The following is a 24,845-nucleotide window of genomic DNA, read 5'->3' as shown; positions in this document are numbered from 1 at the left end:
CGAACACCCAGTAGCTTCAGGGCAGGTCGCCAGGGCCTGTCGCGCCGGCGCCGCACGGCCCTTGTCAAAGCCCCCCCGATGGTGCTATCCCGCCTGTCCGTCGCCGGAGGCCGCCAAGCCGGCCCGCTAGGGGCGAAGGGCGCGTAGCTCAGCGGGAGAGCACTACGTTGACATCGTAGGGGTCGCTGGTTCAATCCCAGCCGCGCCCACCATTGAGGCCTGGAATCCTTCCGCCGGGAAGATCCCAGGCCTCAGTTGCTTTCGGGCCGCAGCTCGCCCATCGCCCGCGCCGCTCAAAACGACCCGAACAAACTGGCCAGGGTGATCGGCACGACCAGCGCGACGATGGACGCGACCACCGCGATCATAAGCCGGGTTCCCTCCGGACGACCGCTACGGAAACTCAAACCGCGAGACGGCAACGCAGCGCGAAACGAGGCCCGATCGGTCAGCGTCCGGCATTCCTGGAACATGACGCTCGTTTGTGCGAAGATTCACCTATTGGGGAGGGGTACATGATCGAGTCACATCAGCTCACCGTCCTTTACTACGGCGCCTGCCCGTTCTGCTCGCGGGAGATAGGGTTCTACAGACGACGTCGGGGCGCCGAGGCGATCTCCTGGATCGACATCTGCGACTCTCCCGAGGACGAGGTCTTGCTCTCCCTATCGGATGTCGAGCCCGGCGTCTGCATTCACCTGCTCTATTCCGATGGGATTCTCGTTTCGGGTGGCGAGGCTCTGGCCGGAATCTGGGCGGCTCTGCCCGGGTTTCGGCGCTGGGGCAGGGTCTTCGAAGTGATCACCTCGACGCGCTCCCGCGATGTGGGCATCCGGCCGGTGGAAAGCCTCGCGAATGTCATTGCAGCGGACGACGGCGGCCCGCCCGCTGCGACAACGGACCCCCTTTTCCAGCGTATTGTCCGGACTCGTATGCGCCCGCCCGACAAACCCGGTGAACCTGCTCTGCCAGGCTGATATCGAGCGGAGCCACGCCCTCGGACGGGGCCGCCTGCTCTCGAGCGGAAGAGCCGGAGACGGAACAGATCAAGCGTTGGACAGATCGACGCGCTTGGTCAGGCGGTAACGAAGGTCGTACCCGGGCCTGTCGGTGCGCTTGAGGATCGCGCTGATCACCTGGTCCTCCAGGGTCCCGGTCACCTTGAGATCGATTTTCTCCCTGGCCTCACCGAAGACGGTCCGCGGCGGTCCGAAATACTGCACCTGCCATTCAGCCTCGAATTCATTCCCGGACATACTGTAGGTGCCGGAGCAATACATCCGATTGTCTCCGCCCACCGTTTTCCCGTTCTCGAGGATAAAGATCCCGCGGTTCTCCCAGCCGAAGGCCCCATAGACCTCCGCGGTCCAGACACCTTCGACGTTCATGAAACACCCCTGGGAAAGCGCGTTGTAGGTAATGCAACGAGTCTAGTGGCTGCTTCTTCGGGCTGCAACGACGATCTCCGGAACGCCAATCGCCCCATCTCGACCGCGCCTCCTCGGTCGTGCCTGGCGCCCTTAAGGGTAAGCGCGGCTTCCGCGAAACGGCGTCGGTCCTTGTTCATTTCCGTTGGTTTCCCGTCAACCTAGTGTTTTTCGAGATGTTCTTCGAGCCGGTCACAGAGCGTGTGCAAGACCTTGATCCGGGCGAAGCGTTTGTCATTCCCCTCTACCAGGGTCCAGGGGGCGTAGGCGGTGCTGGTTCGTTCGATCATGTCGTCGACGGCTTCCTCGTACTTGCCCCACCTCTCGCGGTTGCGCCAGTCCTCATCGGTCAGCTTCCAACGCTTGTAGGCGATCGTTTCCCGCTCCTTGAACCGCCTCAATTGTTCCTCTGGCGTAATGTGCAGCCAGAACTTGCAGAGGACGATCCCGTGATCCGCCAGCTGCTGCTCGAAGTCATTGATCTCGGCGTAGCTGCGCCGCCACTCCGCACTGGTTGCAAAGCCTTCGACCCGTTCGACGAGAACCCGGCCATACCAACTGCGGTCAAAGATCGTAACTCGTCCGGCTCTGGGAATGTGCCGCCAGAAGCGCCAAAGGTAGTGGTGCTGCCGCTCTTCATCCGTGGGTGCCGCGATCGGGATGACCCGATAGCTCCGCGCATCGAACGCCGCGGTCATGCGCCGAATGGCCCCTCCCTTGCCGCCGGCGTCCCAGCCTTCGAACAGGGCGGTCGTCGTGACGTCGTTTTGAACCGCCTTGCGGCTCAGCTCATGAAGCCTGGCCTGCAACTTCGCCAGCTGGGTGCGGTAATCCTTTTTGGCGAGGGAATGATCCATATCGAGACGACTGAGGATGGTCACCTGGGCCGAGGGCTCGGGCGCTGAATCCTCTCCGGCCGCGGCGACCTCTGTCTCCCCGTGAGCGGCGGCCATCTCTTCCTCACCTTGGCGGACTTCGAAGGCGAGCTTTTGCTTGAGCGAGGTCTCGGTGATGTGCTTGCGCATGGCGTCGCGAAGCGCGGCACCGACCGTGAGGCCGCAATAGCGGTAATCATGGCCCTCCACGATTTGCCAAGGCGCCTCTCCGGTGCTGGTCCGCGCGATGGCGTGCTCGGCGACGGCGATAAACTCGTCGTACCGCTCGAGGTTCTGCCAGTCCGTCTCGGTTACGCGCCAGGCGGTCAGACTGTCCTTTTCCAGGGCCTTGAACCGCTTCTTCTGGCCGGCCCGGCTGAGGTGCATCCAGAACTTGAGGATCAGGGCGCCGTCGTCCGCGAGCTCTTTTTCAAAGGTCTCGATCCGCTTGAGCTGCTCGTCGAATTGCGCCGGATCGATCTCGCCGTAGACCCGCTGCAGAATCGGTTGCGAGTACCAGGCGCTCAGGAACAGCCCGACCTGCCCCTTGTTCGGCAGGTCCCGCCAATAGCGCCAGAACTCGGGCCGTTCTTTTTCCTCCTCCGAAGGCGGACCATAGGCACAGGTCACGATCCACCGTGGATCCATCCACTCGTTCAGCAGGTTGATCGTCTCGTTCTTGCCAGCCGCGTCCACCCCGCCAAACAAGACAATGACAGGGAAATTCGCTTCGCGAACCTGCTGTTGGATCTCGAGCAATTCGGTGCGGAGGGTCGGGACCTCCTTGTTGTACTCCAACTTGGAGACCGTGCGTTCAAGTTCCGCCGTTTCGAACATTTTTGCCCCCGCCTATTCACACCCATTCCCTCGCAAAGAGGGCCCGAACTCGTGATCTCGAAAGAGCACAGGGCTCTTCAAGTTACCACGCCCACCCCGGGACCCGTCTCGGCCGTATGGCCTGCCGCGCCCCAGAGCTTACAGAAATACTACAGATTTGTGACGGTCGAAAAATTGACCTAGCTCAATCCTCGCTGACGCGCTCCGCCGCGAGGCGGGTCACGCAACCGCAGAGCCCTCAAGCGCAATTGTCACGAATCTGAAACTTAACCGTCACCAAGTCTTCACCGTTGTCCGATAGCGTGAAGGCCGGATGCGCAGGTTGTCGCAAACACAGCCAAGGATGGAGCGGATCAAATGTCTGAGGTCGTGGATCTTCTAGACCATACGCGCCTTGCTCCCGAGGACGAGCGGATCCGGGCGAACGCACAAAATCCGGTTCTTGTGGCTGTCGATCTCGGCGAGGATTCGCGAGCGGCGGTTGTCTGGGCGAGCGAGTTGGCGGAAATGACCCGCGCGCCCGTGCATATCCTTCACGTGATCCACGATCCGCCCGATAGCCCGGGCCGCTATGCGACAAACAAGTCCGATCCTCTCGAGCCGATGGCCGATGCCGCGGAACGGATGCTGTCGGAGTTTGTGGCCGAGCTGCGTGTTGACGAACCGTCTTTGAAGGGCCTGGCGGCCGCGGACACCAGGCTGGCCACAGGCTTGCCGGCCCAGACGATCGTCAATGAAGCCCAAGAGATCGGCGCGAGCATGATCGTGGTTGGCTGCCGTGGAAAGGGTGGCCTTGCCCGCCTCGTTTACGGCTCCAATGCGCAGAGGGTGACACAGCTCTCGCCGATCCCGGTTACCGTGGTCAAGAGCGCGGCACGCTGACCGGCGGCGCGGCGCTTCCGGGCCAGCCAGGTCGCCAGGACAGCTCCGTCAAGAACGGATCTGCTCTAGGGCCTGTTGACATTCACGGCGCGCTTCTAGCGGGAGCGAATTTTCGCCGGGGCTAGGAGCGGGAGGCGCCGTGGGGCGGGGCCCCACAAGACCTTCCGCGACGCCGCCCCGGCGCAAATGCGCCCCGTCCCGAAGGGATCCGGCGAAATCGGCCCGCTGCCGCGTTGCTCGTCGTTGAATATGCTCGGCATGTCCTTCCTCCTCGCGCCTAACAGCAGGTCGATTTCACTCGGACCAGGAGCGCGCCCTGAATGCCAACAGGCCCTAGCAGGATGATGAAAAAGGGCCTGGAGCCCTTTGATCACGGTCATCCTTCGACAGGGGGCGAAGCCCGGCGCTGCGCGCGGATGAGGGTAGGTGTTGGAGATATTTCGCCCTCACCCTGAGCTTGTCGAAGGGTGATGGTCCCGACTAAGCACTTTTTCAGCACTCTGTTAGAGGCGGCCGGGCCTTCGCGGAGGTCGGATCAGTCGCCTTGAGCACCGGCCGAGGACTCGGGCTCGACCCTCAGCTTGATGATGGTCCGCTCGTTTGCCTCGACCACGGTAAAGCGATATCCGTCCTCAACGATGAATTCGCCTTCCTTCGGTATGTGGCGCAAGCGGGCGAGAACGAGGCCGCCTACGGTATGGAACTCGGTGGTCGGCAATAGCGTGCGCAGGATCTCGTTGGCCTCCGAGATCGGCAGCCGCGAATCCATCAAATAGACTTCTTCCGACAGCCTTTCCAAGACCCGCTTGCGTTTCGGAAGATATTCCTCGAAATCGTAGCCGACATCGATCTCTCCGACCACCTCTTCGACGATGTCTTCCATCGTGATCATGCCGATCGCCGTGCCGAACTCGTCGACAACGATGGCCATATGGTCAGGGCGCCGGCGCAACATGGGCAGCAACTGGTCGATGGTCTGGAGCGGGGAGACGTAGAGCGCGGGCTTGATCAGAGAGTCGAGAGACGCGTCGACCAGCGACTTCTCCATCAAATCCCAGGTCGTCAGCGTGACGACCCCGGTTATGTTGCTGGTGCTGCTCTCGTAGACGGGGAGGCGGTTGTAGCCGTGCCGCCGGACCAGATCGATGGCCGCCTTGGTGGTCTTGTTGCGGCCGATGACGGTCGCCTCCGCGATTGGAATCATCGCTTCGGCCACGGTTGTCTCAGCGAAGCGGATAACGCGCCGTATACGGCCGCGGCCGAATGCGTCAAGGGCGGCTTCATGCTCCGCCATGTCCACCACCGTGCGCAGCTGCTCGCGGGTGATAAAGAACGGCTGCTCGATCTTGCCTGCGCCCACGATGCGCGCGGCCAGGCGGGCGATGCGCGAGAACACGAAGACGATGGGATGGAACAGCAGGGAAGCCCAGCGCAGCGGATAGATGATGACCGGCGTGAGTTCATCGGATTTCTGCTGATAGACGCTCTTGGGCACGATCTCGCCCAGGACCAAGAGCAGGGGAGTCAGGACGAGGAAAGCGTAGAATTCCCCCTTCTCGCCGAAGGCATCGATCATCAGCAGGGCCCCCACGGTGGTCAGTACGATCGTCGAGATGTTCGTCCCGACCAGTGTCGTGCTGAGCAGAACATCGGGGGTCTGAAACAGCTTGAGCGCCAAGTCCGCGCCACGTTTGCCTTGTTTTGCCTTGTGCCGGAGCTTGATCTTGTCCGAACTGACCAGGGCGATTTCCGAACCGGAGAAGAACCCCTTGAGCAAGAGGAACAGCAGCATCAGGACCAGGGCGGTTGTCAGTGTCATGCCCTATCTCCCCTCCTCTTTGCCCTGTCGGGACTTCTTTTCCTTGCGGTTTCTCGACTTGGCATCCTGCCCGGCCGTTCCCGGCTTGAGATCCCTCAGGTGCACGACTTCCGCGGCATGCTGGGTCGGCGCGGTCTCTTCCCCGCTGACGGCATCGCCGGGCGCGCTCGGTGCGCCCACGGATTTGTCGGCCAAGGCCTCGCTTTCCGGCCCCCCCTCGTCGGGATGGGGCGGGGGCGCATCGGCCGTTTCGTCATTCTCCGTGACGGTAGCGTCTTGCCCCTGTTGGTCGTCCGGTTGGTCGTCCGCTTCCTTCATTTCCTCGAGCGTGCCCTTGGCCACGCGAACCCTGGCCAAGCGATGGCCGTCCATTTCCAGGACGGTAGCGACGTAACCGTCCATGGCCACCAGGTCGCCGACCTTCGGCAGGCGATCCAAGTACCGGAAAACAACGCCGCCGATCGTGGTCATCCGCGGGTCCTCGATGCCGAAGTTGGTCAAGTCGTCGAAGTCCGTGAGCTTCATATCGCCCCGGACCTCGAAGATGTTCTCGTCCCGCTCCTCGTAGAGCTCCTGTCCGGCCACACCCTCGGAGATCTCGCCAAAGATGAAGTTGATGGTGTCGCGCATGGTAATGAAGCCCTCGACGCCACCGAACTCGTTGATCACGGCGGCGGCGCGCGCATTGTTGTTCTGAAAGAAGTCGAACATCTCATCGACGTACTTCGTGGGCGGCACGACGACCGGCGGGTGCATGATCTGCTCGAGCGCCAGTGCGTCGAGGTCGGCGTTGTCGAGGACCAGCCGCAGGATATCTTCGGCATGGATGAAGCCGACCAGGGAGTCGTGCTGCTCGTGGCAGACCGGAACCCTCGGGTGCTTGATCTCGCGGAATCTCTCGACGATCTGGGGCACGCTCATATCGTCCTTGAGGAACTTCACGCGGGTGCGGGGCGTCATGATCTCGATGATCTCGGTCTCGCCGGCTTCCAGCAGGTTGTCGATCAAGACGCGCTCGGTCGCGTCCAGCACGCCCTCCTCGGCAACATCAGCCAGGAGGGTGCGGAACTCGTCGACCTGCAGGATGTTCTCCGGTGCCAGCTCCTTGCCGACGATCCAGGTGGTGATCTGATCGGCCGCAATTCGCACGACGCGCCGCAGAGGCATGACCATGCGGACCCAGACACTGAGGGGGCCGGCCACAACATTTGCGCTGATCTTCAGCGGATTGCTGACCGCGATTGTTTTCGGCGTGACTTCTCCGAGCAGCAGCAGAAGGGGAAACATGACCAGCACATTGATCCAGCCGGCACGCTCCGGTCCGTAGAGATTGACCAGGATGCCGGCTAGGTTGGCGGTCGCCGCGATGTTGACCAACTCGTTGCCGCAGAGGATCGAGATGATGAGGCGTCGCGGCTGGTCCAAGAGCGCGTGCAGCACGTCCGAGCGGGGATGGCGGTCGCGGCGCAGTTTCTGCAGGTCGAGCCGCGAGAGCGAGAACAGGGCGGTCTCGGAACCCGAGAAGAAAGCCGAGAAAAAGAACAGCAGGAACTGGAGAATGAGCGCCGCGATCATGCCAGGCGCAAGGAGACGCGCCGCGTCGAAGGCGAAGAAGGCCACCGTCGCGTCCCAATGCTGCAGCAGTTGGCCGTAGGCCCACTCCATCCGCCTTACCCCTGCTATTGATCGAACCGCTCTATGCCATGACTATCCCAGGTTTAGGCATCGGTTATCCCGTGGGTATTGGTCTCGGCGCAAAGGGTCCGCCGCGCAATCCCCCGGCCAAGTTCGTCTCATTCGACCTGGACCAACGAGGAGTTCCACCGCGGGGCCAAACTAGGGCTCCGTGACCTTCCGCGAATTGATCCATGTCAAGGAGCCTCTTCTTCGACGCGGCTGTAATGCCTTGACGTACAGTGAGAGCCGCGACCTGGAGAACCGGGTCTTTCAGTTGTCGGGCCCCCGCGAAGGCGGGGGAGGGGATGGTTGCGGTATCGGTCCTGGCAACAGGGCTCGGAGACGGCGCTGGATGTCTCTTCGCTCGCAGCGCGGAGATTTCGAGGGGCGTTGATCAGCTAGGGGAGGGCGAAATTGGCCGAAAAAACCTCGAAGGCGCCGAAAGGCTCGAGCCCTGATGAGGGCCCGATCCTGGTGGCGGTCGATTTTGCTCCCGATTCCGCGGCGGCCCTGCTCTGGGCCTGCACCTACGCAGGTGTCGTGAATGCGCGGGTCGTTGTGCTCCACGTGGTGCATGACCCCGGAGACGCGCCGGGCTCGTACATGAAAAGCGACGAGGACGTGCTTCGGCCGATGGAGGATGTCGCGGGCGAGATGCTCGACCAGTTCCTCGCGGAGCTCGAGGCCGGGCACGCCGAGCTTGGCGCTCTCAAGACTGTGGAGAAGGTCCTGGTCAAGGGCATTCCGGCAACCCGCATTCTCGAGATCGCGGAGGCCAGGCGCGCGCGGCTGATTGTGATGGGCAGTCGCGGGCGTACTGGTTTGCCGCATCTCCTGCTTGGTTCGAAGGCAGAGCGGGTCGTGCAGATGTCGTCGATTCCAGTGACCATCGTCAAGACCGACAAGAACCAGAAGAACCAGAAGAACCAAAGCTAGGGCCTGGCGACGGCCCAAGAGCACCCGGGGGGAAGGCCTGTGATGAAGCCAATTTACCGATACGCCGCGTTGAACGGGAGCGGGCAAGCCGCGCTGGTCCTGATCCTGACGGCTGTCCTAGTGCTGGCGGCAATGCCGGCGCTGGCCGCCGCCGGAGACAAGGGCATCAACTGGTGGAACATGGGGATGCAGCTCGTCGGCGGCCTCGCCATCTTCCTCTTCGGCATGGAACAGATGGCCGAGGCCCTCCGGAAGGTGGCGGGGAACCGGATGAAGGACGTCCTCGGCAAGTTGACCACCAATCGCTTCATGGGGGTCCTCACCGGTGCCTTCGTTACGGCGGTGATTCAGTCGTCATCGGTGACGACGGTCATGTTGGTCGGCTTCGTCACGGCGGGCCTCATGTCCCTTTCCCAGGCGGTCGGGGTGATCTTCGGCGCCAACATCGGCACCACGGTCACCGCGCAGATCGTTGCCTTCAAGGTCACCCACTACGCCCTTCTGCTGGTCAGCGTCGGTTTCGTATTGATCTTCACCGGCAAGACGGATCGGAGAAAGCACTACGGCATGCTGATCATGGGGCTGGGCCTGATCTTCTTCGGTATGGGCCTCATGAGCTCGGCCATGAAACCCCTGCGAAGCTTCGAGCCTTTCATCGAGCTCATGCAAGAGGTCTCGGTGCCGGCCTTGGGGATCCTTATCGCCGCGGTCTTCACCGGCCTGGTGCAGTCGTCCTCCGCCACGACCGGCGTCGTGATCGCCATGGCGACGCAAGGCCTGATCAGCCTGGAGGGCGGCATCGCACTGATCATGGGTGCGAACATCGGGACCTGCGTCACCGCGGGGCTCGCGGCGATCGGCAAGCCGCGAGAAGCCGTCCGCGTGGCCGTTGCCCACGTGACCTTCAACATTGCCGGTGTCGCCCTCATGGTGTGGTTCATTCCATACCTGGCTGATTTCGTGCGCGTGATCTCGCCGACGGCGGAAGGGCTTACGGGCATGGACCGTCTGGCCGCCGAGACGCCGAGACAGATCGCCAACGCCCACACGGTCTTCAATGTCCTCTTCTCGATCCTCTTCCTGCCGCTGGCCAGTCTGGTTGCGCGCTTCTGCGAATGGGTCGTGCCGGACAAGCCGGTGGTGGAACCGGTCGTGATCCAGCCCAAGTACCTGGACGATGAGCTGCTTTCGACCGTGCCCCTGGCCCTGGATAGGGCGCGGCGCGAGATCGGTCGCTTGGGCGAACATGTCGAGGGCATGCTCGAAAAATCGCTTCCGGCGGTCGTCTCTGGCGACGAGGAGCAGCTCGGTGCCCTTGCCGCCATGGACTCCGACATCGATGCGTTGCACGGCCATATCGTGAAGTACCTGGGTAAGATCAGCAGTGGAGAAATGTCCGCGGAGGAATCTTCCGAGGTCATGAAGCTGCTGCAGGTGGCCAACCACCTGGAGCAGATCGGCGACGTGATCGAGACCAACCTGGTGAAGGTCGGCCTGCAAAGGATCGAGGAAGAGGTGGTGGTCAGCAAGGCCACTCGGGAGGTGATCGAGCGCTATCATCAGGAAGTTGCGCGAGCGCTCAGGACGGCGGTCAAGGCAATCAGCGAAGAAGACCGGGAGGCTGCCTTGTCGGTCAAGGTGATGAAGAAGGAGATGTCGGACCTGGCGGAATCGACCGCCCGGCACCAGGTCGGCCGCCTCGTCGCGGACGAGCCCAACCGGCTCGAGACCTTCACCCGCGAGATGGAGATCATCGAGAACCTCAGCCGCATCTACCGGCTGTGCCGCAAGATCGCGCGCATGGGCTGGATCGAGGAGCCTGTTCCAGGCATCTCTCAGGCCGCATGACCATTGCGGCCCGCGCTCGCGATTCGCTCTGGGTCACGCCGTGATCCCGAACGAACGCGGACTGTGGACGAGAAGCGGTCTCCGGGCGCTCTGACCGGCCCCTCCGCGACTCGAAGCGCCGCAAGATTGAGCTACATCAATGCGGTCGAAGGCTGAAGCGCGTGAATTTGAATGTTTGGATAAGGTTGAGGGCAACAGATTCGGCTGTCTTCGGGGTAAGCCCGGAGGCGCATGCCGAAATCAACAATGATTTCTAAGGAAAGGCGTGGGGAGAACCATGGCGGAACAACCGGAAACGGCATCGCGCACCAGCGAGGATGCATCACCTTGCGCGCCGGAAGTGGCAAAGGCGGCGAAGACAAAGCCATCGAATCCCGTCAAGGACCCACAGGCTGAACCATCACCGTCTCCGACCACTGCCCGGAAGGCCGCGCGGAGCCCGCGGCGGTCGAGCGCGTCAAAGGGCGTGCCCAAGGCACCATGTACGCCTACCGTGCCTCGGCACGGCTCGTCCGCGATTCGTCAGCTCGCAGTCGTTCATGGCGATGCCAAAGCCAAGCCTCGTCGCGCCGGACCCGCGAGTCTGACCAGCGCCCTACAGTCTCGCGGCCCGGCCGCGGCTGGGGCGCCGGGTGCTGCTGTGACGCAGGAACCCGCCGTGACCGAGCCCGAAGCCCCGATTGCGAAAGCAGGTGAAGAGATCGATCTCGGGGATCCGGGCCTCTATCTGAATCGGGAGTTGACTTGGCTCAACTTCAACAGCCGGGTGCTGAACGAGGCCCAAGACGAGCGCAATCCCTTGCTCGAGCGCGCCAAGTTCCTGGCGATCGCCAGCTCCAACCTGGACGAGTTCTTCATGAAGCGGGTTGGCGGACTCAAGCAGCAAGTCGCCGCCAACGTTCACCAGCTGAGCGTCGATGGCCGTTCGCCGCAGGAGCAGATCGAGGCCTGCGCCGAGGCCGTCAAGGAGATGCAGCCCAGGATGCGGCAAGCCTATTTGGACCTGCTGAAGAGCCTGGAGCGCGAGGATATCGTCGTTGCCTCCTACGACCGGCTCACCGAACCACAGAAGGAAGAGGTGCGCCGACAGTACCGAGACAACATACTGCCGCTGGTTACACCGCTGGCCATGGATCCGGCGCATCCCTTTCCCTTCATCTCGAACCTCTCGCTGAACCTCTTGGTGACGCTGCGTTACCGCGACGAAGAAGAGCCGATGATGAACCGCATCAAGGTTCCGCTCGGTTCGGGGGTGCCGCGTTTCCTCTGTTTCGATGGGGGTCATCGCTTCGTTCCGCTCGAGGAGGTCATGGCGCACAACCTGGACCTCCTGTTCCCGGAGATGGAGATCGAGTCCTGCGAGGTCTTTCGAGTGACGCGCAACGCCAACACCGAGTTGGACGAAGAGCAGGCCGAAGATCTCCTCAGCATGATCGAGACAGAGCTCAGGTACCGGAAGTTCGCGCCTTTCGTGCGCCTGGAGATCCAGCAGAACATGGATCCGGTGCGCCGGGGCATGTTGGCGGCGGAGCTCGGTCTGGACGAGGTCGCGGATGTCTTCGAGTCCGATGTCCTGCTCGGCATGCGCGACCTGATGGCGTTGGTGGGTATCGAAGCGACGGAGCTCCACGATCCGGACCACCACCCGATCACCAATGTCAGGCTCCAGGAGTCGCGGAACATTTTCCATATTGTTCGGGAAGCCGGCTCGATCCTGCTGCAGTTTCCCTACGAGTCCTTCGCCGCATCCGTCGAGCGTTTCGTGCGCGAGGCGAGCCGAGATCCGAAGGTACGGGCGATCAAGATGACGCTCTACCGGACCTCCGCCGATACGGAAATTCTCGAATACCTGATAGAAGCGGCGCGCAACGGCAAACAGGTCGCGGTCGCCGTCGAGCTCAAGGCCCGTTTCGACGAGGCCGCCAACATCCGCTGGGCCAGCCGCTTGGAGGACGCCGGGATTCACGTCACCTACGGGGTCGTGGGTCTCAAGACCCACGCCAAGGCTATCCTCGTGGTGCGCCAGGACTATGCGGGTCTGCGCCGCTACGCGCACATCGGCACGGGCAACTACCATGCGGGCACCGCGCGCCTCTATTCGGACCTGGGCCTGCTTACCTGCGATGACGACATCGGTCACGACTTGACCGAAATGTTCAACTACCTCACCAGCGGGTGTAAGCCGTCGCGCCACTACAGGAAGCTGCTGACCGCGCCCAAGTTCCTCAAGAAAGCCATGCTGTCGAAGATCGAGCGAGAGGTTGCCGTACACTCGAACGAGAAGCCCGGCTTGATTCGCTTGAAGACGAATGCGCTGGAGGACGCGGATATCACCGCCGCGCTCTACCGGGCCTCCCGGGCCGGCGTGAAGGTCGAGCTGATCGTACGCGACACCTGCCGCCTTCGTCCCGGCGTGCCGGAATTGTCGGAGAATGTCTCGGTCATCAGCGTGCTCGGACGCTTCCTCGAACATGCCCGGATTTATTATTTCCAGAACGGCGGCGAGGAGGAGTACTATATCGGGTCCGCCGATCTCATGCGCCGCAATCTGGAGCGCAGGGTCGAACTGGTCGCACCCATCGAAGACCCAGGTGCGCGCGAGGAACTGAAAAAGTTGTTCGATGTCCAGTTGGGCGACCAGCGCAACGTCTGGGACATGAGGCCGGACGGCAGCTACGTTCAGCGCCAACCGAGCGGCGCCGGTTCGGAGAGCACCGGGTGCCAGATGGCTCTGGTGAAGGCGGCCGAAAAGCGGCATTCCAAGGCCACGCGCCTGCGCCGCCTCAAACCGCGGGCCATTGCCCGGCGCAGCGTGCGCTGAGCAGGACTTGCTTATCCGACCCTCCATCGCGAGGCTGTAGCTGGCACCGTTGCCTCGCCCGAGACGCGGTCGGGCGAGGTCGACAGGAGGGTGAACAGGGAGGTTTCTCATGCAGGTTTCGGACATCCTGGAATCGAAGGGCGACCGGGTGGTCGCGATGCATCCCGAGGCTAGCGTTTGCGACGTGGCGGGTACTCTCAAGCAAGAGGGGATCGGTGCCGTCTTGGTCAGGGGGCGTGACGGCAAGATGCTAGGCATCGTCTCCGAACGGGATATTGTCCGTGAAGTCGCCGAGGAGGGGGCCGGTGCGCTGAGCAAGTCGGCCGCCGACCTCATGAGCCGCTCCGTGGTAACCTGCCGTCCCGACAGCAGTACCCAAGAGCTGATGGAGAAGATGCTGGCGGAACGCATCCGACACCTGCCGGTCTACGAGGGGGATGAACTCGTGGGTATCGTCAGCATCGTGGACGTCGTGAAAGGCGTGCTCGGTGACCTCAAGTGGCGGCAAGAAATGCTTCAAAAACAGGTCGTCAAAGCCGTCGGGTGGTCGACCGAAGAGGACTGAGAGCGGCCTTGCTTGCCTCTTGACGGACCGCAGATCCAAACGGCAGAACAATCGTGTGGGTCTTTGCGGGCCGAACGTGGCATAATGAGACTTCTGACCCTGAAGCCGGTGCCGGGACCTGCTCCCTGCCGACCGATCGCTTCCTGTCTGAATCACCCCAAACACTAGCATTTACAAATGGTAAAGACCTTTGTGATAGACCCGCATGAGGAGCAGGGGAAGACGCCCTTCCTGAGAGGGATTCTCACCAGCTCACTCCAACACGCCGGTTTGACTTTCGACGAGGCGTATGCCGTGGCCTCTGAAGTACGAGAACAGTTGGCGGAGCGGGACGAGGTTACCACCGAGGAACTTCGTGAAGTCGTGCTGCGATTGATCTCGGACTACGGCTCCGGCGCCGTGCAGCGCTACGAGCGACCGGCGGCCATGCCGGGCACGCTCCTGGTCCGCGATTCCGAGGGTGAGCTGACGCAGTTCTCGCGCGAGCAGCACCGCCGGATCCTGGAGTCGAGTGGCCTCTCGTATGAGGAATCGACAGCCGTCACCTCGTCGATCTTCACGCATCTCATGGACAAGAGCGTGAAGGAGATAGAGTCGAGTGAGCTGGGTTTTCTCACCTATCGCTACCTCCGATTGAAGCTTGGCTCCGAGACGGCTCGCCGCTATCTCGTGCTGGTCAAGTTCCTGAAGCGTGAGCGACCGATCGTGATACTGGTCGGTGGCGCTCCAGGAACGGGGAAGAGCGCCCTGGCGACCGAGATCGCTCAGCGCCTTCAAGTCGTGCGGATACAGTCGTCCGATCTGCTTCGGGAAGTGATGCGGATGATGATCCCCGAGCGGCTGGCCCCGGTGCTGCACCGGTCCTCCTATGACGCATGGCAGGCTCTGCCCGGTGCGGGGCAGTCAGGCAAGGGTCAGGCGTCGCTCCTGATAGACGGCTACCGGACGCAGGCCGAGTTGCTGACGGTACCTTGCGAGGCCGTCATCAAGCGCTCCCTGCGAGAGGAATCGTCATTGATTATCGAGGGTGTCCACGTCCATCACGCTATGGTCGAGATGGTGCCGGACCGAAGCGATGTGATCGTAATCCCCCTCATGCTGGCGGTGCTCAATAAGGAACGGCTGAGGGACCGCTTCAGGGGACGGGGGGAAAAGGTCGATCAACGTCGCGCAGAGCGTTATCTGACGCACTTCGATTCGATCTGGCGCCTCCAGTATTATCTGCTGTCCGAGGCCGACCGCCAGCAGATCCCCATCATCGCCAGCAATTACCGGGAACAGGTCATTCGCGACGCAATGGACGCCATTGTCAGTACACTTTCCGCGAAGCTGACCGCCCAACCACACGAGGTGTTTTCCAAGAGCAGATCCGGGTTTGACTGAATCGCCGGAGGCGATCCATCAGACCCGGTGAATCTGCTCTAAACCTAGGATGTAGAGCGGATTCACATGTTTTGTTGGCAACCACGCAGTGGTTCCATCTAAACATGATCCGCTCTAGGTGGGGCGGATGGTGTTTCGGAGGACATGTTTGCGGTTCGCGGGATGGCCCCTCCGAACCCGGGACCGCTCCAGGCGCGCCAGATCCCTGATCTTGAAGGCCGGGTAAAGTTTCAAGACTGATCGGAGGCGCTGCGACGGGCGATCATGCGTCGCGCCAGGTCCCGCTTGTCCTCGTTGGTCAGCAGCGCCTCGGCCAGGGGAAGCACCATGCGGTTTTCCCAGTTCAAGTGGCGCCGTTGCATGGCACAGAAGGCGCCGACGTTCCATTGGAACCGAGCCGGATCGGCGGGAGAGCCGCCATCGGCGATCGCCCGCAGATCCTTGACGATCAGGTCTGCAAGACCGTTGTCGGATTCGTGCTCGAGGATGAGCTGGTCGAGAATGTCACGAAGGTTGCTTTCCGGCGGTTGCCGCGAGCCTAGCCTGGGGAAGAGATCGAGCTCCTCGTCCTCTACGTGCAGCGGCAGGTCATTGGTCAGGTAATCGAGGACCGACGCGGCCCAGTCGGCGACCGGCTCGGGTTTCGATGCGCTGATGAGCGCCTCCAGAGTGCTGCAGATCTCCAATTGCCGATCGTGATCTTGCAGGATCAGCTCGACCGGATCCGGCAGAGGTTCGTTCCCGCCGCCTGCCGAAACCTGGGTGTTGTCGGCTGTCTTGCGCATGGTCCTTCGGCGTCCTGTCTCGAGCCGCTCGCCCTCTGTTCTCTCGTTCGGGGCCGGTCCGGGAGGGCGGGTTGCCGAGGCTTAGAGCTTCCGGTGTTCCGGGCCGGCCCAACTGCAATGCTCGCGGACCGGTGTTCGCGCATCCATGACCTGGATCAATTATCCGGTCCACGCCGGCTTCATCGCCTGATTGCATCTGCGCCGATCCGGCCGAGAGCCCCAAATTCTTGCGCTAAGTCAATGCGGAGGGAAGGGGCGGGCTCTATGCATCTGATTTAGGCTAATGTTTGTTCGTCTGGCTGGGATCGGTGCCCAGCCAAGACCGGAGAACAAGGGGCGAGCAGCGTCCCGACTAGGATCGGTGGGGCCAATCGGGGCCGCGGCAGGGTGTTTGGGGGAGAAGGAAACGTGAGCGGCAAGATCCTCCTGGTAGAAGACGAGGCCGCGATACGCGAGATGGTAGATTTTACCCTGTCTCGGGCGGGGTTCTCGTGTGTCGGGGTCGCCGATACGAACCAAGCCGAAGAAGAGCTGATCCGAGAAACGCCCGACCTGATCTTGCTCGACTGGATGCTGCCGGGACAGTCGGGAATCGACTTCGCCCGGCATCTGAAGAAGGATGACAGCACCCGCAGCATACCGATCATCATGCTGACCGCCCGCGATGCCCAGGAAGACAAGATCCGCGCGCTCAAGCTGGCGGCCGATGACTACATCACCAAGCCTTTCGCTGACGGGGAACTGGTTGCCCGGATCGAAGCGGTCTTGCGTAGATCTCGGCCCGAGGCGACGGATGCCTTGGTAAAGGTCGGCGGATTGATCCTCGATCCCAGGAGCCACCGGGTTTTTGCCACGGATCAGAGTCTCGAACTGGGGCGCACCGAGTTCAGGCTGCTGCACCTGTTCATGACCCACCCCGACCGCGTCTATAGCCGAGGGCAACTGCTGGATCTGGTGTGGGGACGGAATCTGCACGTGGGAGAACGGACGGTCGACATGCACGTCAGCAACCTCCGCAAGGCCTTGGAGCCACACGGCCATGACGGGATGATTCAGACGGTGCGCGGAGTCGGTTACCGCTTTTCTACACGGGATTAGGCATGCTCAAGGCCTGGCGCGACGAGTTCCTATGCCTCCTGGCCGCCGGACTCGTCCTGCTGTCGTTGGGGGTGGTCGTCGGGCACACGGGTATGCTTCTCGGCGCGGGATTGGCCGCATACTTCGGCTGGCATCTCCTCAACCTTTTTCTGCTGTACCGCTGGGTCGTCAGCAGCCGCCGGTTTCGTCCGCCGGTTTCCCTCGGCGTATGGGAAGCCGTCTTCGACGGGTTGCAGCGCCGGCAACTCGGCAATCGCCGGCGAAGGCGCAACCTGGTCGAGCAGGTCCGCCAGCTGCGCGACGGCGGCGAACGGCTGCCCGACGCGCTGGTCCTGCTCGATGCCGACCACTGCGTACTCTGGTTCAACAAGTCGGCCAAGCGCCTTCTGGGCCTTCGCCGGCAGGAGGACCTGGGCCGAGAAATCACCGAGATCGTCCAGTATCCGGCTCTCCAGGACATGCTCGCCGGAATCGGGTCGAGCCGGCAATTGGAGATTGCTTCTCCAGCCAATGGCGCCTGGATGCTGAGCGTTCAGACCTCGGGATACTTCGGCCCGGAAAGGCGGTGCGTGCTGATCGCCCGAGACATCACGGCGTCCTATCGGATCGAGGAGGTCCGGCGAGATTTCGTAGCCAACGTCTCCCATGAGCTGCGCACGCCGATTACCGTTTTTCGCGGCTATCTGGCAGCGATGCGGGATGACGCCGATCTCTCGAGGTGGGAGATCCCCCTGGCCTCGATGAACGAGCAGGCCCAGAGGATGCAGGATCTCGTCAACGATCTGCTCTTGTTGTCGCGCCTCGAGATGACCCGCCCCGCGCAGCCCGTTGATCTCGTAGCCGTGCCCGCGATGCTGGAATCAATCGTCACCCAGGCTCGCGCGCTCAGCGGGACGAAGGGTCACGACATATCGCTGGATTCCGATCCCGACCTCCTCTTGTTCGGCAGGGAGGACGAGCTGCACAGCGCTTTCTCGAACCTGGTGGTCAACGCCGTACGGCATACACCGCCGGAGACGCGTATCGCCATCTCGTGGGCGGGGACACCCGACGGTGCCTGTCTGACGGTTCAGGACTTTGGTCCTGGCATCGCCGCCTCTCACCTCCCCCGCCTGACGGAACGCTTCTACCGGGTCGACAGTAGCCGTTCCAGAAAGGACGGCGGTACCGGGCTCGGTCTGGCGATCGTGAAACACGTGCTGGAGCGCCATGACGCCGAGTTTAGGATTGCCAGCGAGCCGGGTCGCGGCAGTGTCTTCAGCTGTCATTTTCCTGAGGAGTTGGTGAACATTTATCGGACAAAGATCCGGACCAGGAAGAACGCATGAGGCGAGGTCCGTGCGGGAGCGGGCCCCTCTATGTCAGACAAATTACAGAGATATGACACTGATATAACAAAACCATGACAATCGGATGCCATTGTCCTTCGCTAGTCGGCTGAAACCGGTCTGCTTCTGAGAGAGGAGGGGCGCGGTCGCCAAACGTACAACAGGGGAGGAAGGACGTGGACCGCAAATTCGTTCTGATCGCAACTGCAGTGGCCGGTGCCCTGGCTCTTTCCGCGTCGGCGGAGGCCCGAGATCTGATCCAGAACAAGGGATCGGACACACTGGTCAATGTGGCTCAGGCTTGGGCCGAGGCTTATCGTGAAATCGATCCCAACGTTGCCGTCGCGGTGAGCGGTGGCGGCTCGGGAACAGGCATCGCCGCGATGATCAACGGCACGGTCGACATTGCCAATGCCAGCCGCGCCATGAAGGCGAAGGAAATCGAGCTCGCCAAGTCCAAGGGCCAGAACCCGATCGAGCACGTCGTGGGTTACGACGCGCTTGCCGTGTTCCTGCACAAGGACAACCCCATGAAGGCGATCTCTCTCCCACAGCTCGCCGACATCTATGGCGAGGAGGGCAAGACCGAGAACTGGAGCGAGATGGGGATCGAGGTTCCCGGCTGCAAAGGTCAGGAGATGGTTCTGGTCAGCCGTCAGAACAACTCCGGCACCTACGCCTATTTCCGCAAGGCCGTTCTCGGCAAGAAGCGTGACTACAAGATGGGAACGCGCGATATGCATGGCTCGAAGGACGTCGTCGATCTGGTCGAAAAGACCCCCTGTGCGATCGGCTACAGCGGCCTGGCCTATGCGACCGACCACGTGAAGCTGGCCTGCGTCACCAAGGACGACGGCGGCGACTGCGTGATGCCGACGGTGGCGAGCGCCAGCGACGGCAGCTACCCCATCGCCCGGCCGCTGCTCATGTACACGAACGGCGAGCCGACCGGGACGATCAAAGAGTATCTGGATTGGATCCTCAGCGACGAGGGTCAGTGCATCATCTCGAAAAAGGGCTATGCGCCCGTGCGCGATGTAGCCTGCAACTAGCGGGCAGAGATCCAGAGCGAAGCTTCGGGAGTGCGGTGCGGCCAAAGCGACCTCGCCGCACTCCCTCGCACCAAGCCATCTTTTGCAAGCCGTCCTATTCGGCCTTCCGCTCGGGGCTCCCGGGGATGAAATGCGGAGCGATATGCCATGTCTCTCTATGAAGAACGCCTGTCAAAAGATCTCTCGCAGATAAATGACGCCGTCGCCGGCCTGGGAGCGAGGGTAGAGCAAGCCCTGATAAACGCCGTGAAATCGAGCCTTGACGCCGACAGGGCGCTGGCCAACCGGACCGTGATTGGGGACCACCCGATCAATCGTACGACGCGCGAGATCACGCGCCTTTGCTACGCCTTCCTCGCGGTCCACCAGCCGAGCGCCGGCCATCTGAGGCAAATCTCCTCGATCGTAAGCCTGGTCGGCGAGCTGGAGCGGATCGGTGACTACGCGGTGACCATCGCCCGCGAAGCCCTGCAGCTACCCCATCCGCCCTCAGGCGTGCTGAGGCAAGAGATGGAGGACATGGCGGAGCAAGCCCAGACCTGTCTCGAACGTTCGGTCGCCGCCTTCAAGGACAAGAATGTCGAGCTGGCTCGCGAGACCTTGCTCATGGCATCGCAGGCCAAGGGCCGAGGGGACATGATCTACGCCGACCTGGTCGATGAGAGCGAGAAGAAAGGCGAGCGTATTCGCTATCTCTTCGACATGCTGATCACGATCGGCCGCCTGAAGCGGGTAAGCGATCGGGCGAAGAACATCTGCGAAGAGACCCTGTTCACGATCACCGGCGAGACCAAGCCGCCCAAGGTCTATCGGGTTCTTTTCCTGGACCACCACAACAACTGCCAGAGCCAAATTGCCGAGGCCGTGGCGCGCCGAACATTCCCCCACAGCGGCGAGTTCAGCAGCGCCGGACGCAGCAATGCGGCCGACTTGACGCCCGGTTTGTTTCGGTTCTTGGAATCGCAAGGACTGGCCCTGGGGCCGATCAAGCCGAAGGTCTTGGAACCGGATGTCGAGAAGGCGGCCGGGTACGATGTCATCGTCAGCCTGAGCGGGCCGATCACCGACTATCTGCCAGGTCAGCCGTTCCGCACCGTTTTTCTCGAATGGGACGTGGGATCCGTGCCGGAAGGCCTGACCGAGGCCGATGCCGGGCAGAGCTATCTGCCGATGCACCGTGAGATCAGTGCCCGCGTGCGCGACCTGATGGAAACGCTGCGTGGCGCGGAGGCTAACTGACATGGCCGAGATCACGGAAGCCGAAGCCCGCGCAGCAGGCGCCGCTCTGCCGCAGGACGATATCGACCGGCGCAACACCGACTGGTACATCGACAAACTGGTCCAGATACTGGTCTTTCTGGGTGGCATCTCGGCGATCATTTTCATCATCGGAATCTTCGTGTTCGTCACCCGGGAAGGCTTCGGGTTTCTCCTGGACACCTTCGATTTCGCTGAGTTCTTCGGATCACCACGCTGGAAGCCGACGTCCGAGTACCGGCCGACCTACGGAATTCTCGCGCTCATCGCAGGGACGGCGAGCGTAACGGGCCTGGCAATGGTGGTGGCGATTCCCTTCTCGCTGGGAGCGGCCATCTACATCGCGGAGTTCGCCACTGGAAAGACCCGCGAAGCGCTCAAGGTTCTGGTCGAGCTCTTGGCCGCCATTCCTTCGGTGGTCTGGGGCTTCATCGGCCTGACCATCATGAATCCCCTCATCATCCAGACCTTCGATGTCCCCGTGGGTCTCAACGTGCTCAATGCCGGCATCATCCTGGGACTGATGGCGGCGCCGATCATGACCTCCATCGCCGAGGACGCGCTCAAAGCGGTGCCGGATCGCTACCGCGAGGCCGCCGAGGCCATGGGCGCGACGCGCTGGCAGGTGATCTTCAAGGTCGTTCTGCCGGCGGCCAAGAACGGTCTGCTGGGCGCCGTGCTCCTCGGGGTTGGGCGCGGGTTCGGCGAGACCATGGCGGTGCTCATGGCGAGCGGCCATTCGATCAACCTGCCGGACAGCATCTTCGATTCCGTCCGGGCCCTGACGGCGACGATCGCCGCCGAGTTGGGCGAGACCGCGGTTGGCTCCGAGCACTACCGCGCGCTCTTCACGATCGGGATCTTCCTGTTCGTGATCACCTTCATCATCAACCTGACTGCCGACCTGATCGTGCGCGGCATTCGCAAGAGCTGAGCGCGGGGAGGATCGCCACGATGTTCGCAGCAACCGACGTCAACCTGAACAACAACCGCCGCCAGGGGCTCATCCGGATCCTGTTCATGATGATGACCGCCCTGCTGATCCTGCCGGTGCTGATCATCCTCGCCACCTTGATCTACAAGGGCGGCCCGGCGATCTCGCTGGAATTCCTGTTCAGCGAGCCGACCGACGGCATGACCGCCGGCGGGTTGTTCCCGGCTCTGGTCGGCACCGTCTGGCTGGTCGCGGTGGCGCTCCTGATTTCGGTGCCGCTCGGCGTTGCGGCGGCGCTCTATCTCAGCGAGTTCGCGCCGGACAACTGGTTCACCAGGGTCATCAACCTGGCGATCATCAACCTGGCGGGCGTCCCTTCCATCGTCCATGCGCTGTTCGGCGTCGGGGCCTTCGTGCTGTTCTTCGGCTTCGGCACGAGCATCCTGGCGGCCAGCCTCACCCTGGCGATCATGACGCTGCCGCTCATTATCGTGGCGACGCGGGAGTCGCTGCAGGCCGTGCCGCTGGCGTTCCGCGAAGCCTGCTGGAACATGGGCGCGACACGCTGGCAGACCATTCAACGTGTGGTCTTGCCGAACGCCGTGAGCGGGATCCTGACCGGCGTGATCCTCGAGGTGTCGCGCACCACGGGCGAGACCGCGCCGATCATGTTTACCGGCGCCGCCTTTTTCCTGCCGTTCCTGCCGCAGAGCGTCTTCGATCAGACCATGGCGCTCTCGCTGCATCTCTTCGTGGTTTCCACTCAGGTCCCCGGCGTTCCGGATGAGCTGCCCTATGGCGTAGCCCTGGTCCTGATCGCCATGGTGCTTCTCATGAACGCCCTTTCGATCGCGTTTCGGGTTTATCTGCGGGGGAAAAAGAAATGGTAGAGACGCTGAGCGAAGCAGCGGCGTTGTCCGAGGCCTCGCCGCCACCTATGCGAGTTGCCGAAGACGCGCCGGTGAAGCTTGCGGTACGCGATCTTTCGATCGCCTACGGCGGCAAGCCGGCCTTGGTCGGGGTCAACCTCGAGATCCGCGAGAACGAGATCTTCGGGATCATCGGGCCGGCCAACAGCGGCAAGACCTCGTTCCTGAAGGCCCTCAACCGGATGGACATGTTCAATCCGGCGATGCAGGTTTCGGGCGACGTCCTGTTCAACGGCCGCGACGTGCGCCGCTGGCGCAACGTCTATGCCCTGCGCCAGCGCATCGGCGTGGTCTTCCCCCTGCCGGTAGGCCTGCCGATGACGGTTTACGACAACGTCGCCCTGGCGCCGCGGCTTTCCGGTGTCCGAAGCAAGAGCGACCTGGACGAAGTCGTCGAAAGATGCCTAAGGCGGGCGGCCCTCTGGGACGAGGTCAAGGACCGCCTCGGCTCGCTCGGCAGCCTGCTCTCGGGCGGCCAGCAGCAGCGCCTAACCATCGCGCGTGCCTTGTCGCAGGATCCGGATCTGCTGATCCTTGACGAGTTCTCCATCGCCGTTGACCCGGTCACGACGATGCGGATCGAGGATGTTCTCAAGGAACTGCGGCGAGAGATGACCATCATCCTTGTGACCAACCTCACACAGCAGGCACGCCGGCTGGCCGATCGCACGGCCTTCTTCCTGACTGGGAGCTGCGTGGAAATCGGCGATACCGAGGCCCTCTTCACGGGGCAGGTAGCCGACACCCGGACCGCCGACTACATCGCCGGCCGGTTCGGTTGACGACGGCAAAGGCGCGAAGACAGATTTGATGGAGATGGCCATGGACATGGCAAGACAGATGGACGCGGAACTGCCCGAACAGGCCCCCGAGAATGCCATCCTGACGCACGGCCTCAACCTCTGGTACGGCGACTTCCAGGCGCTCTACGACGTCAATCTGGACATCAAGAAGGGCATTATCACCTCCCTGATCGGCCCTTCCGGGTGCGGCAAGACGACCTTCCTGCGCAGCATCAACCGCATCAACGAGCGGCTAGGCTACGTCAGCATCGAGGGTTCGATTGCGGTTTACGGCCATGACATCTATGGCGCGGGCGTCGAGCTCGCTCAGGTGCGCAAGCAGGTCGGCATGGTGTTCCAGCGCCCCAATCCCTTGCCCATCTCGATCCGCGACAACGTGCTGTTCGGCTTCAATATCCACGGCGAGGGCAGCCGGCGTATGCACAAGAGCGAAAAGGACGAGATTGTCGAAGCCGCGCTGCGCCAAGTCCTGCTCTGGGACATGGTGAAGGACCGCCTGGACAGCAAGGCGACCAAGCTGTCCCTCGAGGAGCAACAGAAGCTCTGCATCGCGCGGCTCCTGCCGGTCAAGCCCACCGTCCTGTTGATGGACGAGCCCTGCTCGGCGCTCGATCCCAAGGGCACGGAAGCCGTGGAGGAGCTGATCTGGGGGCTGAGCGGCGACTACACGATTGTGATCGTGACTCACAACATGGCGCAGGCCCGGCGGGCCAGCAATGAAAGCATCTTCATGCTGATGGGGAAGGTCGTCGAGCATACCGACACGGCCCAGATGTTCGTGACTCCGGCGAAGCAGGAGACCGCGGACTACATCGAGGGCCGCTACGGCTGAACCGGCCGCCCCCCGAAGACGTAAACCTCCTGTTGCTCCGGGCCGGTCCTTGGCGGGAGGATCGGTGCTGCCTCGTAAATCCATGACACTGCGGTGCAGCAGATTTCCTGTGCAATCCCAGATGTGGACAAACAAGTTGCGCTAGATCAATGTCCATGGCAGCTTCATTGTCTATCTATCTGATATTGCGTAACCTTAATTTTGCCCGAGGCGGGCATTCTTAGCGCAAGGGAGCAAGCAGGCTTGGTTTCGGTAAAGGGAACGAGGCCTTACAAAGAACAACGAATGGGGGAAGTGGCATGAAAGCAACAATCACGGATATACGAGGCGTGGGGCCGAGCACGGCACGCGCTCTCGAGGCGCAGGGGCTCGGGACCGTCGACGCCTTGGCGACGGCGGAGGTCGGCAAGGTATGCGCCGTTCAGGGATTCGCCGAGGCCCGGGCCGTCGAGGTGATCGCCGCAGCCGCTGCCTTGCTGGCAGCCGCTGAGCGGCCTGAAGCGAAGGAGAGCTCGGACGAACCCTCGCCGGCTGAAGAGCAAGCGCCGGAGTCGAAAGAAGAGAAAAGCGAAAAGAAGAAGAAAAAAGACAAGAAAGCGAAAAAGAAAAAAGATAAGAGAAAAAAGAAAGATAAGAAGAAGAAGAAAAAGAAGTAGCGAGCTTTACCCCTCTTGTTGGAGACCCCAGAAGATCTATTGTTCCCGGCGACCCATCGCCTGGGACTGGGGCGATCGTTCCGGTCATTCCGTCGCAGCCG

At 62.2% G+C, this 24,845-nt stretch carries 22 protein-coding genes and 1 tRNA gene; 17 read left to right on the top strand and 6 right to left on the bottom strand.

From position 1 onward, the window contains the following. Positions 1–137: 137 nt before the first annotated feature. Positions 138–212, top strand: a tRNA-Val gene (locus tag QNJ67_22080). Between the two features lie 81 nt (positions 213–293). On the opposite strand, the gene QNJ67_22075 is transcribed toward QNJ67_22080, so the two are convergent. Beyond that, complete coding sequence (locus QNJ67_22075) at positions 294–473, bottom strand: hypothetical protein (GenBank protein ID MDJ0611678.1); 180 nt, start codon at positions 471–473, stop codon at positions 294–296. Positions 474–515: 42 nt separating this feature from the next. Here QNJ67_22075 and QNJ67_22070 point away from each other — a divergent pair, with 42 nt between their 5' ends. Further along, positions 516–977 carry a DUF393 domain-containing protein gene (locus tag QNJ67_22070; GenBank protein MDJ0611677.1) on the top strand — a complete coding sequence of 154 codons (462 nt, stop codon included), beginning with the start codon at positions 516–518 and terminating at the stop codon, positions 975–977. Between the two features lie 69 nt (positions 978–1,046). Here the strand turns inward: QNJ67_22070 and QNJ67_22065 are convergent, their stop codons facing one another. Together QNJ67_22065 and pap are read right to left on the bottom strand one after the other, a co-directional pair. Beyond that, positions 1,047–1,388 carry a hypothetical protein gene (locus QNJ67_22065; protein MDJ0611676.1) on the bottom strand — a complete coding sequence of 114 codons (342 nt, stop codon included), beginning with the start codon at positions 1,386–1,388 and terminating at the stop codon, positions 1,047–1,049. 200 nt (positions 1,389–1,588) lie between these two features. Beyond that, entirely contained in the window at positions 1,589–3,139 is a 1,551-nt protein-coding gene (gene pap, locus QNJ67_22060) for a polyphosphate:AMP phosphotransferase (GenBank protein MDJ0611675.1), read from the bottom strand. A gap of 357 nt (positions 3,140–3,496) precedes the next feature. Between pap and QNJ67_22055 the strand changes: the two genes are divergently transcribed. Beyond that, positions 3,497–4,021 (top strand): universal stress protein, encoded by a 525-nt coding sequence (locus QNJ67_22055; GenBank protein MDJ0611674.1) that lies wholly within the window; start codon positions 3,497–3,499, stop codon positions 4,019–4,021. Positions 4,022–4,556: 535 nt separating this feature from the next. Here QNJ67_22055 and QNJ67_22050 read toward each other — a convergent pair. Continuing rightward, positions 4,557–5,840: a hemolysin family protein gene (locus QNJ67_22050; protein ID MDJ0611673.1), complete on the bottom strand. Its 1,284-nt coding sequence runs from the start codon at positions 5,838–5,840 to the stop codon at positions 4,557–4,559. Positions 5,841–5,843: 3 nt separating this feature from the next. Further along, entirely contained in the window at positions 5,844–7,505 is a 1,662-nt protein-coding gene (locus QNJ67_22045; GenBank protein MDJ0611672.1) for a hemolysin family protein, read from the bottom strand. A 426-nt stretch (positions 7,506–7,931) separates the two neighbouring features. On the opposite strand from QNJ67_22045, the gene QNJ67_22040 reads away from it, so the two are divergent. The 5 genes from QNJ67_22040 to QNJ67_22020 all read left to right on the top strand — a co-directional run bounded on the left by QNJ67_22040 (position 7,932) and on the right by QNJ67_22020 (position 15,070). Continuing rightward, positions 7,932–8,453: a universal stress protein gene (locus QNJ67_22040; GenBank protein MDJ0611671.1), complete on the top strand. Its 522-nt coding sequence runs from the start codon at positions 7,932–7,934 to the stop codon at positions 8,451–8,453. Between the two features lie 42 nt (positions 8,454–8,495). Then, the gene (locus QNJ67_22035) at positions 8,496–10,301 is read left to right on the top strand and encodes a Na/Pi cotransporter family protein (GenBank protein ID MDJ0611670.1); all 1,806 of its coding nucleotides are present in this window, start codon (positions 8,496–8,498) and stop codon (positions 10,299–10,301) included. Positions 10,302–10,959: 658 nt separating this feature from the next. After that, positions 10,960–13,122 (top strand): polyphosphate kinase 1, encoded by a 2,163-nt coding sequence (gene ppk1 / locus QNJ67_22030; GenBank protein MDJ0611669.1) that lies wholly within the window; start codon positions 10,960–10,962, stop codon positions 13,120–13,122. Between the two features lie 109 nt (positions 13,123–13,231). Beyond that, the gene (locus tag QNJ67_22025; protein MDJ0611668.1) at positions 13,232–13,687 is read left to right on the top strand and encodes a CBS domain-containing protein; all 456 of its coding nucleotides are present in this window, start codon (positions 13,232–13,234) and stop codon (positions 13,685–13,687) included. A 177-nt stretch (positions 13,688–13,864) separates the two neighbouring features. After that, the gene (locus QNJ67_22020) at positions 13,865–15,070 is read left to right on the top strand and encodes a zeta toxin family protein (GenBank protein ID MDJ0611667.1); all 1,206 of its coding nucleotides are present in this window, start codon (positions 13,865–13,867) and stop codon (positions 15,068–15,070) included. Positions 15,071–15,300: 230 nt separating this feature from the next. On the opposite strand, the gene QNJ67_22015 is transcribed toward QNJ67_22020, so the two are convergent. Continuing rightward, entirely contained in the window at positions 15,301–15,855 is a 555-nt protein-coding gene (locus tag QNJ67_22015; GenBank protein ID MDJ0611666.1) for a hemerythrin domain-containing protein, read from the bottom strand. 408 nt (positions 15,856–16,263) lie between these two features. On the opposite strand from QNJ67_22015, the gene phoB reads away from it, so the two are divergent. The 9 genes from phoB to QNJ67_21970 all read left to right on the top strand — a co-directional run bounded on the left by phoB (position 16,264) and on the right by QNJ67_21970 (position 24,744). Then, positions 16,264–16,953 carry a phosphate regulon transcriptional regulator PhoB gene (gene phoB / locus QNJ67_22010; protein ID MDJ0611665.1) on the top strand — a complete coding sequence of 230 codons (690 nt, stop codon included), beginning with the start codon at positions 16,264–16,266 and terminating at the stop codon, positions 16,951–16,953. A 2-nt stretch (positions 16,954–16,955) separates the two neighbouring features. After that, positions 16,956–18,281: a phosphate regulon sensor histidine kinase PhoR gene (phoR, locus tag QNJ67_22005; protein ID MDJ0611664.1), complete on the top strand. Its 1,326-nt coding sequence runs from the start codon at positions 16,956–16,958 to the stop codon at positions 18,279–18,281. 176 nt (positions 18,282–18,457) lie between these two features. Beyond that, entirely contained in the window at positions 18,458–19,333 is an 876-nt protein-coding gene (locus QNJ67_22000) for a phosphate ABC transporter substrate-binding protein (GenBank protein ID MDJ0611663.1), read from the top strand. Positions 19,334–19,480: 147 nt separating this feature from the next. Then, positions 19,481–20,572, top strand: a complete 1,092-nt coding sequence (gene phoU, locus QNJ67_21995) for a phosphate signaling complex protein PhoU (protein ID MDJ0611662.1) — start codon at positions 19,481–19,483, stop codon at positions 20,570–20,572. A gap of 1 nt (position 20,573) precedes the next feature. Beyond that, positions 20,574–21,524: a phosphate ABC transporter permease subunit PstC gene (pstC, locus tag QNJ67_21990; GenBank protein MDJ0611661.1), complete on the top strand. Its 951-nt coding sequence runs from the start codon at positions 20,574–20,576 to the stop codon at positions 21,522–21,524. A gap of 20 nt (positions 21,525–21,544) precedes the next feature. After that, positions 21,545–22,414: a phosphate ABC transporter permease PstA gene (gene pstA, locus QNJ67_21985; protein MDJ0611660.1), complete on the top strand. Its 870-nt coding sequence runs from the start codon at positions 21,545–21,547 to the stop codon at positions 22,412–22,414. Then, positions 22,408–23,235, top strand: a complete 828-nt coding sequence (locus tag QNJ67_21980) for an ATP-binding cassette domain-containing protein (protein MDJ0611659.1) — start codon at positions 22,408–22,410, stop codon at positions 23,233–23,235. The genes pstA and QNJ67_21980 overlap by 7 nt, the downstream gene beginning before the upstream one ends. A 40-nt stretch (positions 23,236–23,275) precedes the next feature. Beyond that, a complete protein-coding gene (locus tag QNJ67_21975) occupies positions 23,276–24,088 on the top strand; it encodes a phosphate ABC transporter ATP-binding protein (protein MDJ0611658.1) in 813 nt (270 codons plus the stop codon). A 299-nt stretch (positions 24,089–24,387) separates the two neighbouring features. Further along, complete coding sequence (locus QNJ67_21970) at positions 24,388–24,744, top strand: helix-hairpin-helix domain-containing protein (GenBank protein ID MDJ0611657.1); 357 nt, start codon at positions 24,388–24,390, stop codon at positions 24,742–24,744. The last annotated feature ends 101 nt before the right edge of the window (positions 24,745–24,845 follow it).

It is taken from the genome of Kiloniellales bacterium (genome assembly GCA_030064845.1).
Lineage (GTDB): Bacteria > Pseudomonadota > Alphaproteobacteria > Kiloniellales > JAKSDN01 > JASJEC01.
The sequence above is the reverse complement of the archived record's forward strand: the minus strand, read 5'-3'. Positions and strand labels throughout refer to the sequence as shown.

Excerpts from the sequence above, each read along its gene's own strand:
- QNJ67_22075 (MDJ0611678.1), bottom strand. The coding sequence starts at position 473 with ATGTTCCAGGAATGCCGGACGCTGACCGATCGGGCCTCGTTTCGCGCT.
- QNJ67_22070 (MDJ0611677.1), top strand. The coding sequence starts at position 516 with ATGATCGAGTCACATCAGCTCACCGTCCTTTACTACGGCGCCTGCCCG.
- QNJ67_22065 (MDJ0611676.1), bottom strand. The coding sequence starts at position 1,388 with ATGAACGTCGAAGGTGTCTGGACCGCGGAGGTCTATGGGGCCTTCGGC.
- pap (MDJ0611675.1), bottom strand. The coding sequence starts at position 3,139 with ATGTTCGAAACGGCGGAACTTGAACGCACGGTCTCCAAGTTGGAGTAC.
- QNJ67_22055 (MDJ0611674.1), top strand. The coding sequence starts at position 3,497 with ATGTCTGAGGTCGTGGATCTTCTAGACCATACGCGCCTTGCTCCCGAG.
- QNJ67_22050 (MDJ0611673.1), bottom strand. The coding sequence starts at position 5,840 with ATGACACTGACAACCGCCCTGGTCCTGATGCTGCTGTTCCTCTTGCTC.
- QNJ67_22045 (MDJ0611672.1), bottom strand. The coding sequence starts at position 7,505 with ATGGAGTGGGCCTACGGCCAACTGCTGCAGCATTGGGACGCGACGGTG.
- QNJ67_22035 (MDJ0611670.1), top strand. The coding sequence starts at position 8,496 with ATGAAGCCAATTTACCGATACGCCGCGTTGAACGGGAGCGGGCAAGCC.
- QNJ67_22025 (MDJ0611668.1), top strand. The coding sequence starts at position 13,232 with ATGCAGGTTTCGGACATCCTGGAATCGAAGGGCGACCGGGTGGTCGCG.
- QNJ67_22020 (MDJ0611667.1), top strand. The coding sequence starts at position 13,865 with ATGGTAAAGACCTTTGTGATAGACCCGCATGAGGAGCAGGGGAAGACG.
- QNJ67_22015 (MDJ0611666.1), bottom strand. The coding sequence starts at position 15,855 with ATGCGCAAGACAGCCGACAACACCCAGGTTTCGGCAGGCGGCGGGAAC.
- phoR (MDJ0611664.1), top strand. The coding sequence starts at position 16,956 with ATGCTCAAGGCCTGGCGCGACGAGTTCCTATGCCTCCTGGCCGCCGGA.
- phoU (MDJ0611662.1), top strand. The coding sequence starts at position 19,481 with ATGTCTCTCTATGAAGAACGCCTGTCAAAAGATCTCTCGCAGATAAAT.
- pstC (MDJ0611661.1), top strand. The coding sequence starts at position 20,574 with ATGGCCGAGATCACGGAAGCCGAAGCCCGCGCAGCAGGCGCCGCTCTG.
- pstA (MDJ0611660.1), top strand. The coding sequence starts at position 21,545 with ATGTTCGCAGCAACCGACGTCAACCTGAACAACAACCGCCGCCAGGGG.
- QNJ67_21980 (MDJ0611659.1), top strand. The coding sequence starts at position 22,408 with ATGGTAGAGACGCTGAGCGAAGCAGCGGCGTTGTCCGAGGCCTCGCCG.
- QNJ67_21975 (MDJ0611658.1), top strand. The coding sequence starts at position 23,276 with ATGGACATGGCAAGACAGATGGACGCGGAACTGCCCGAACAGGCCCCC.
- QNJ67_21970 (MDJ0611657.1), top strand. The coding sequence starts at position 24,388 with ATGAAAGCAACAATCACGGATATACGAGGCGTGGGGCCGAGCACGGCA.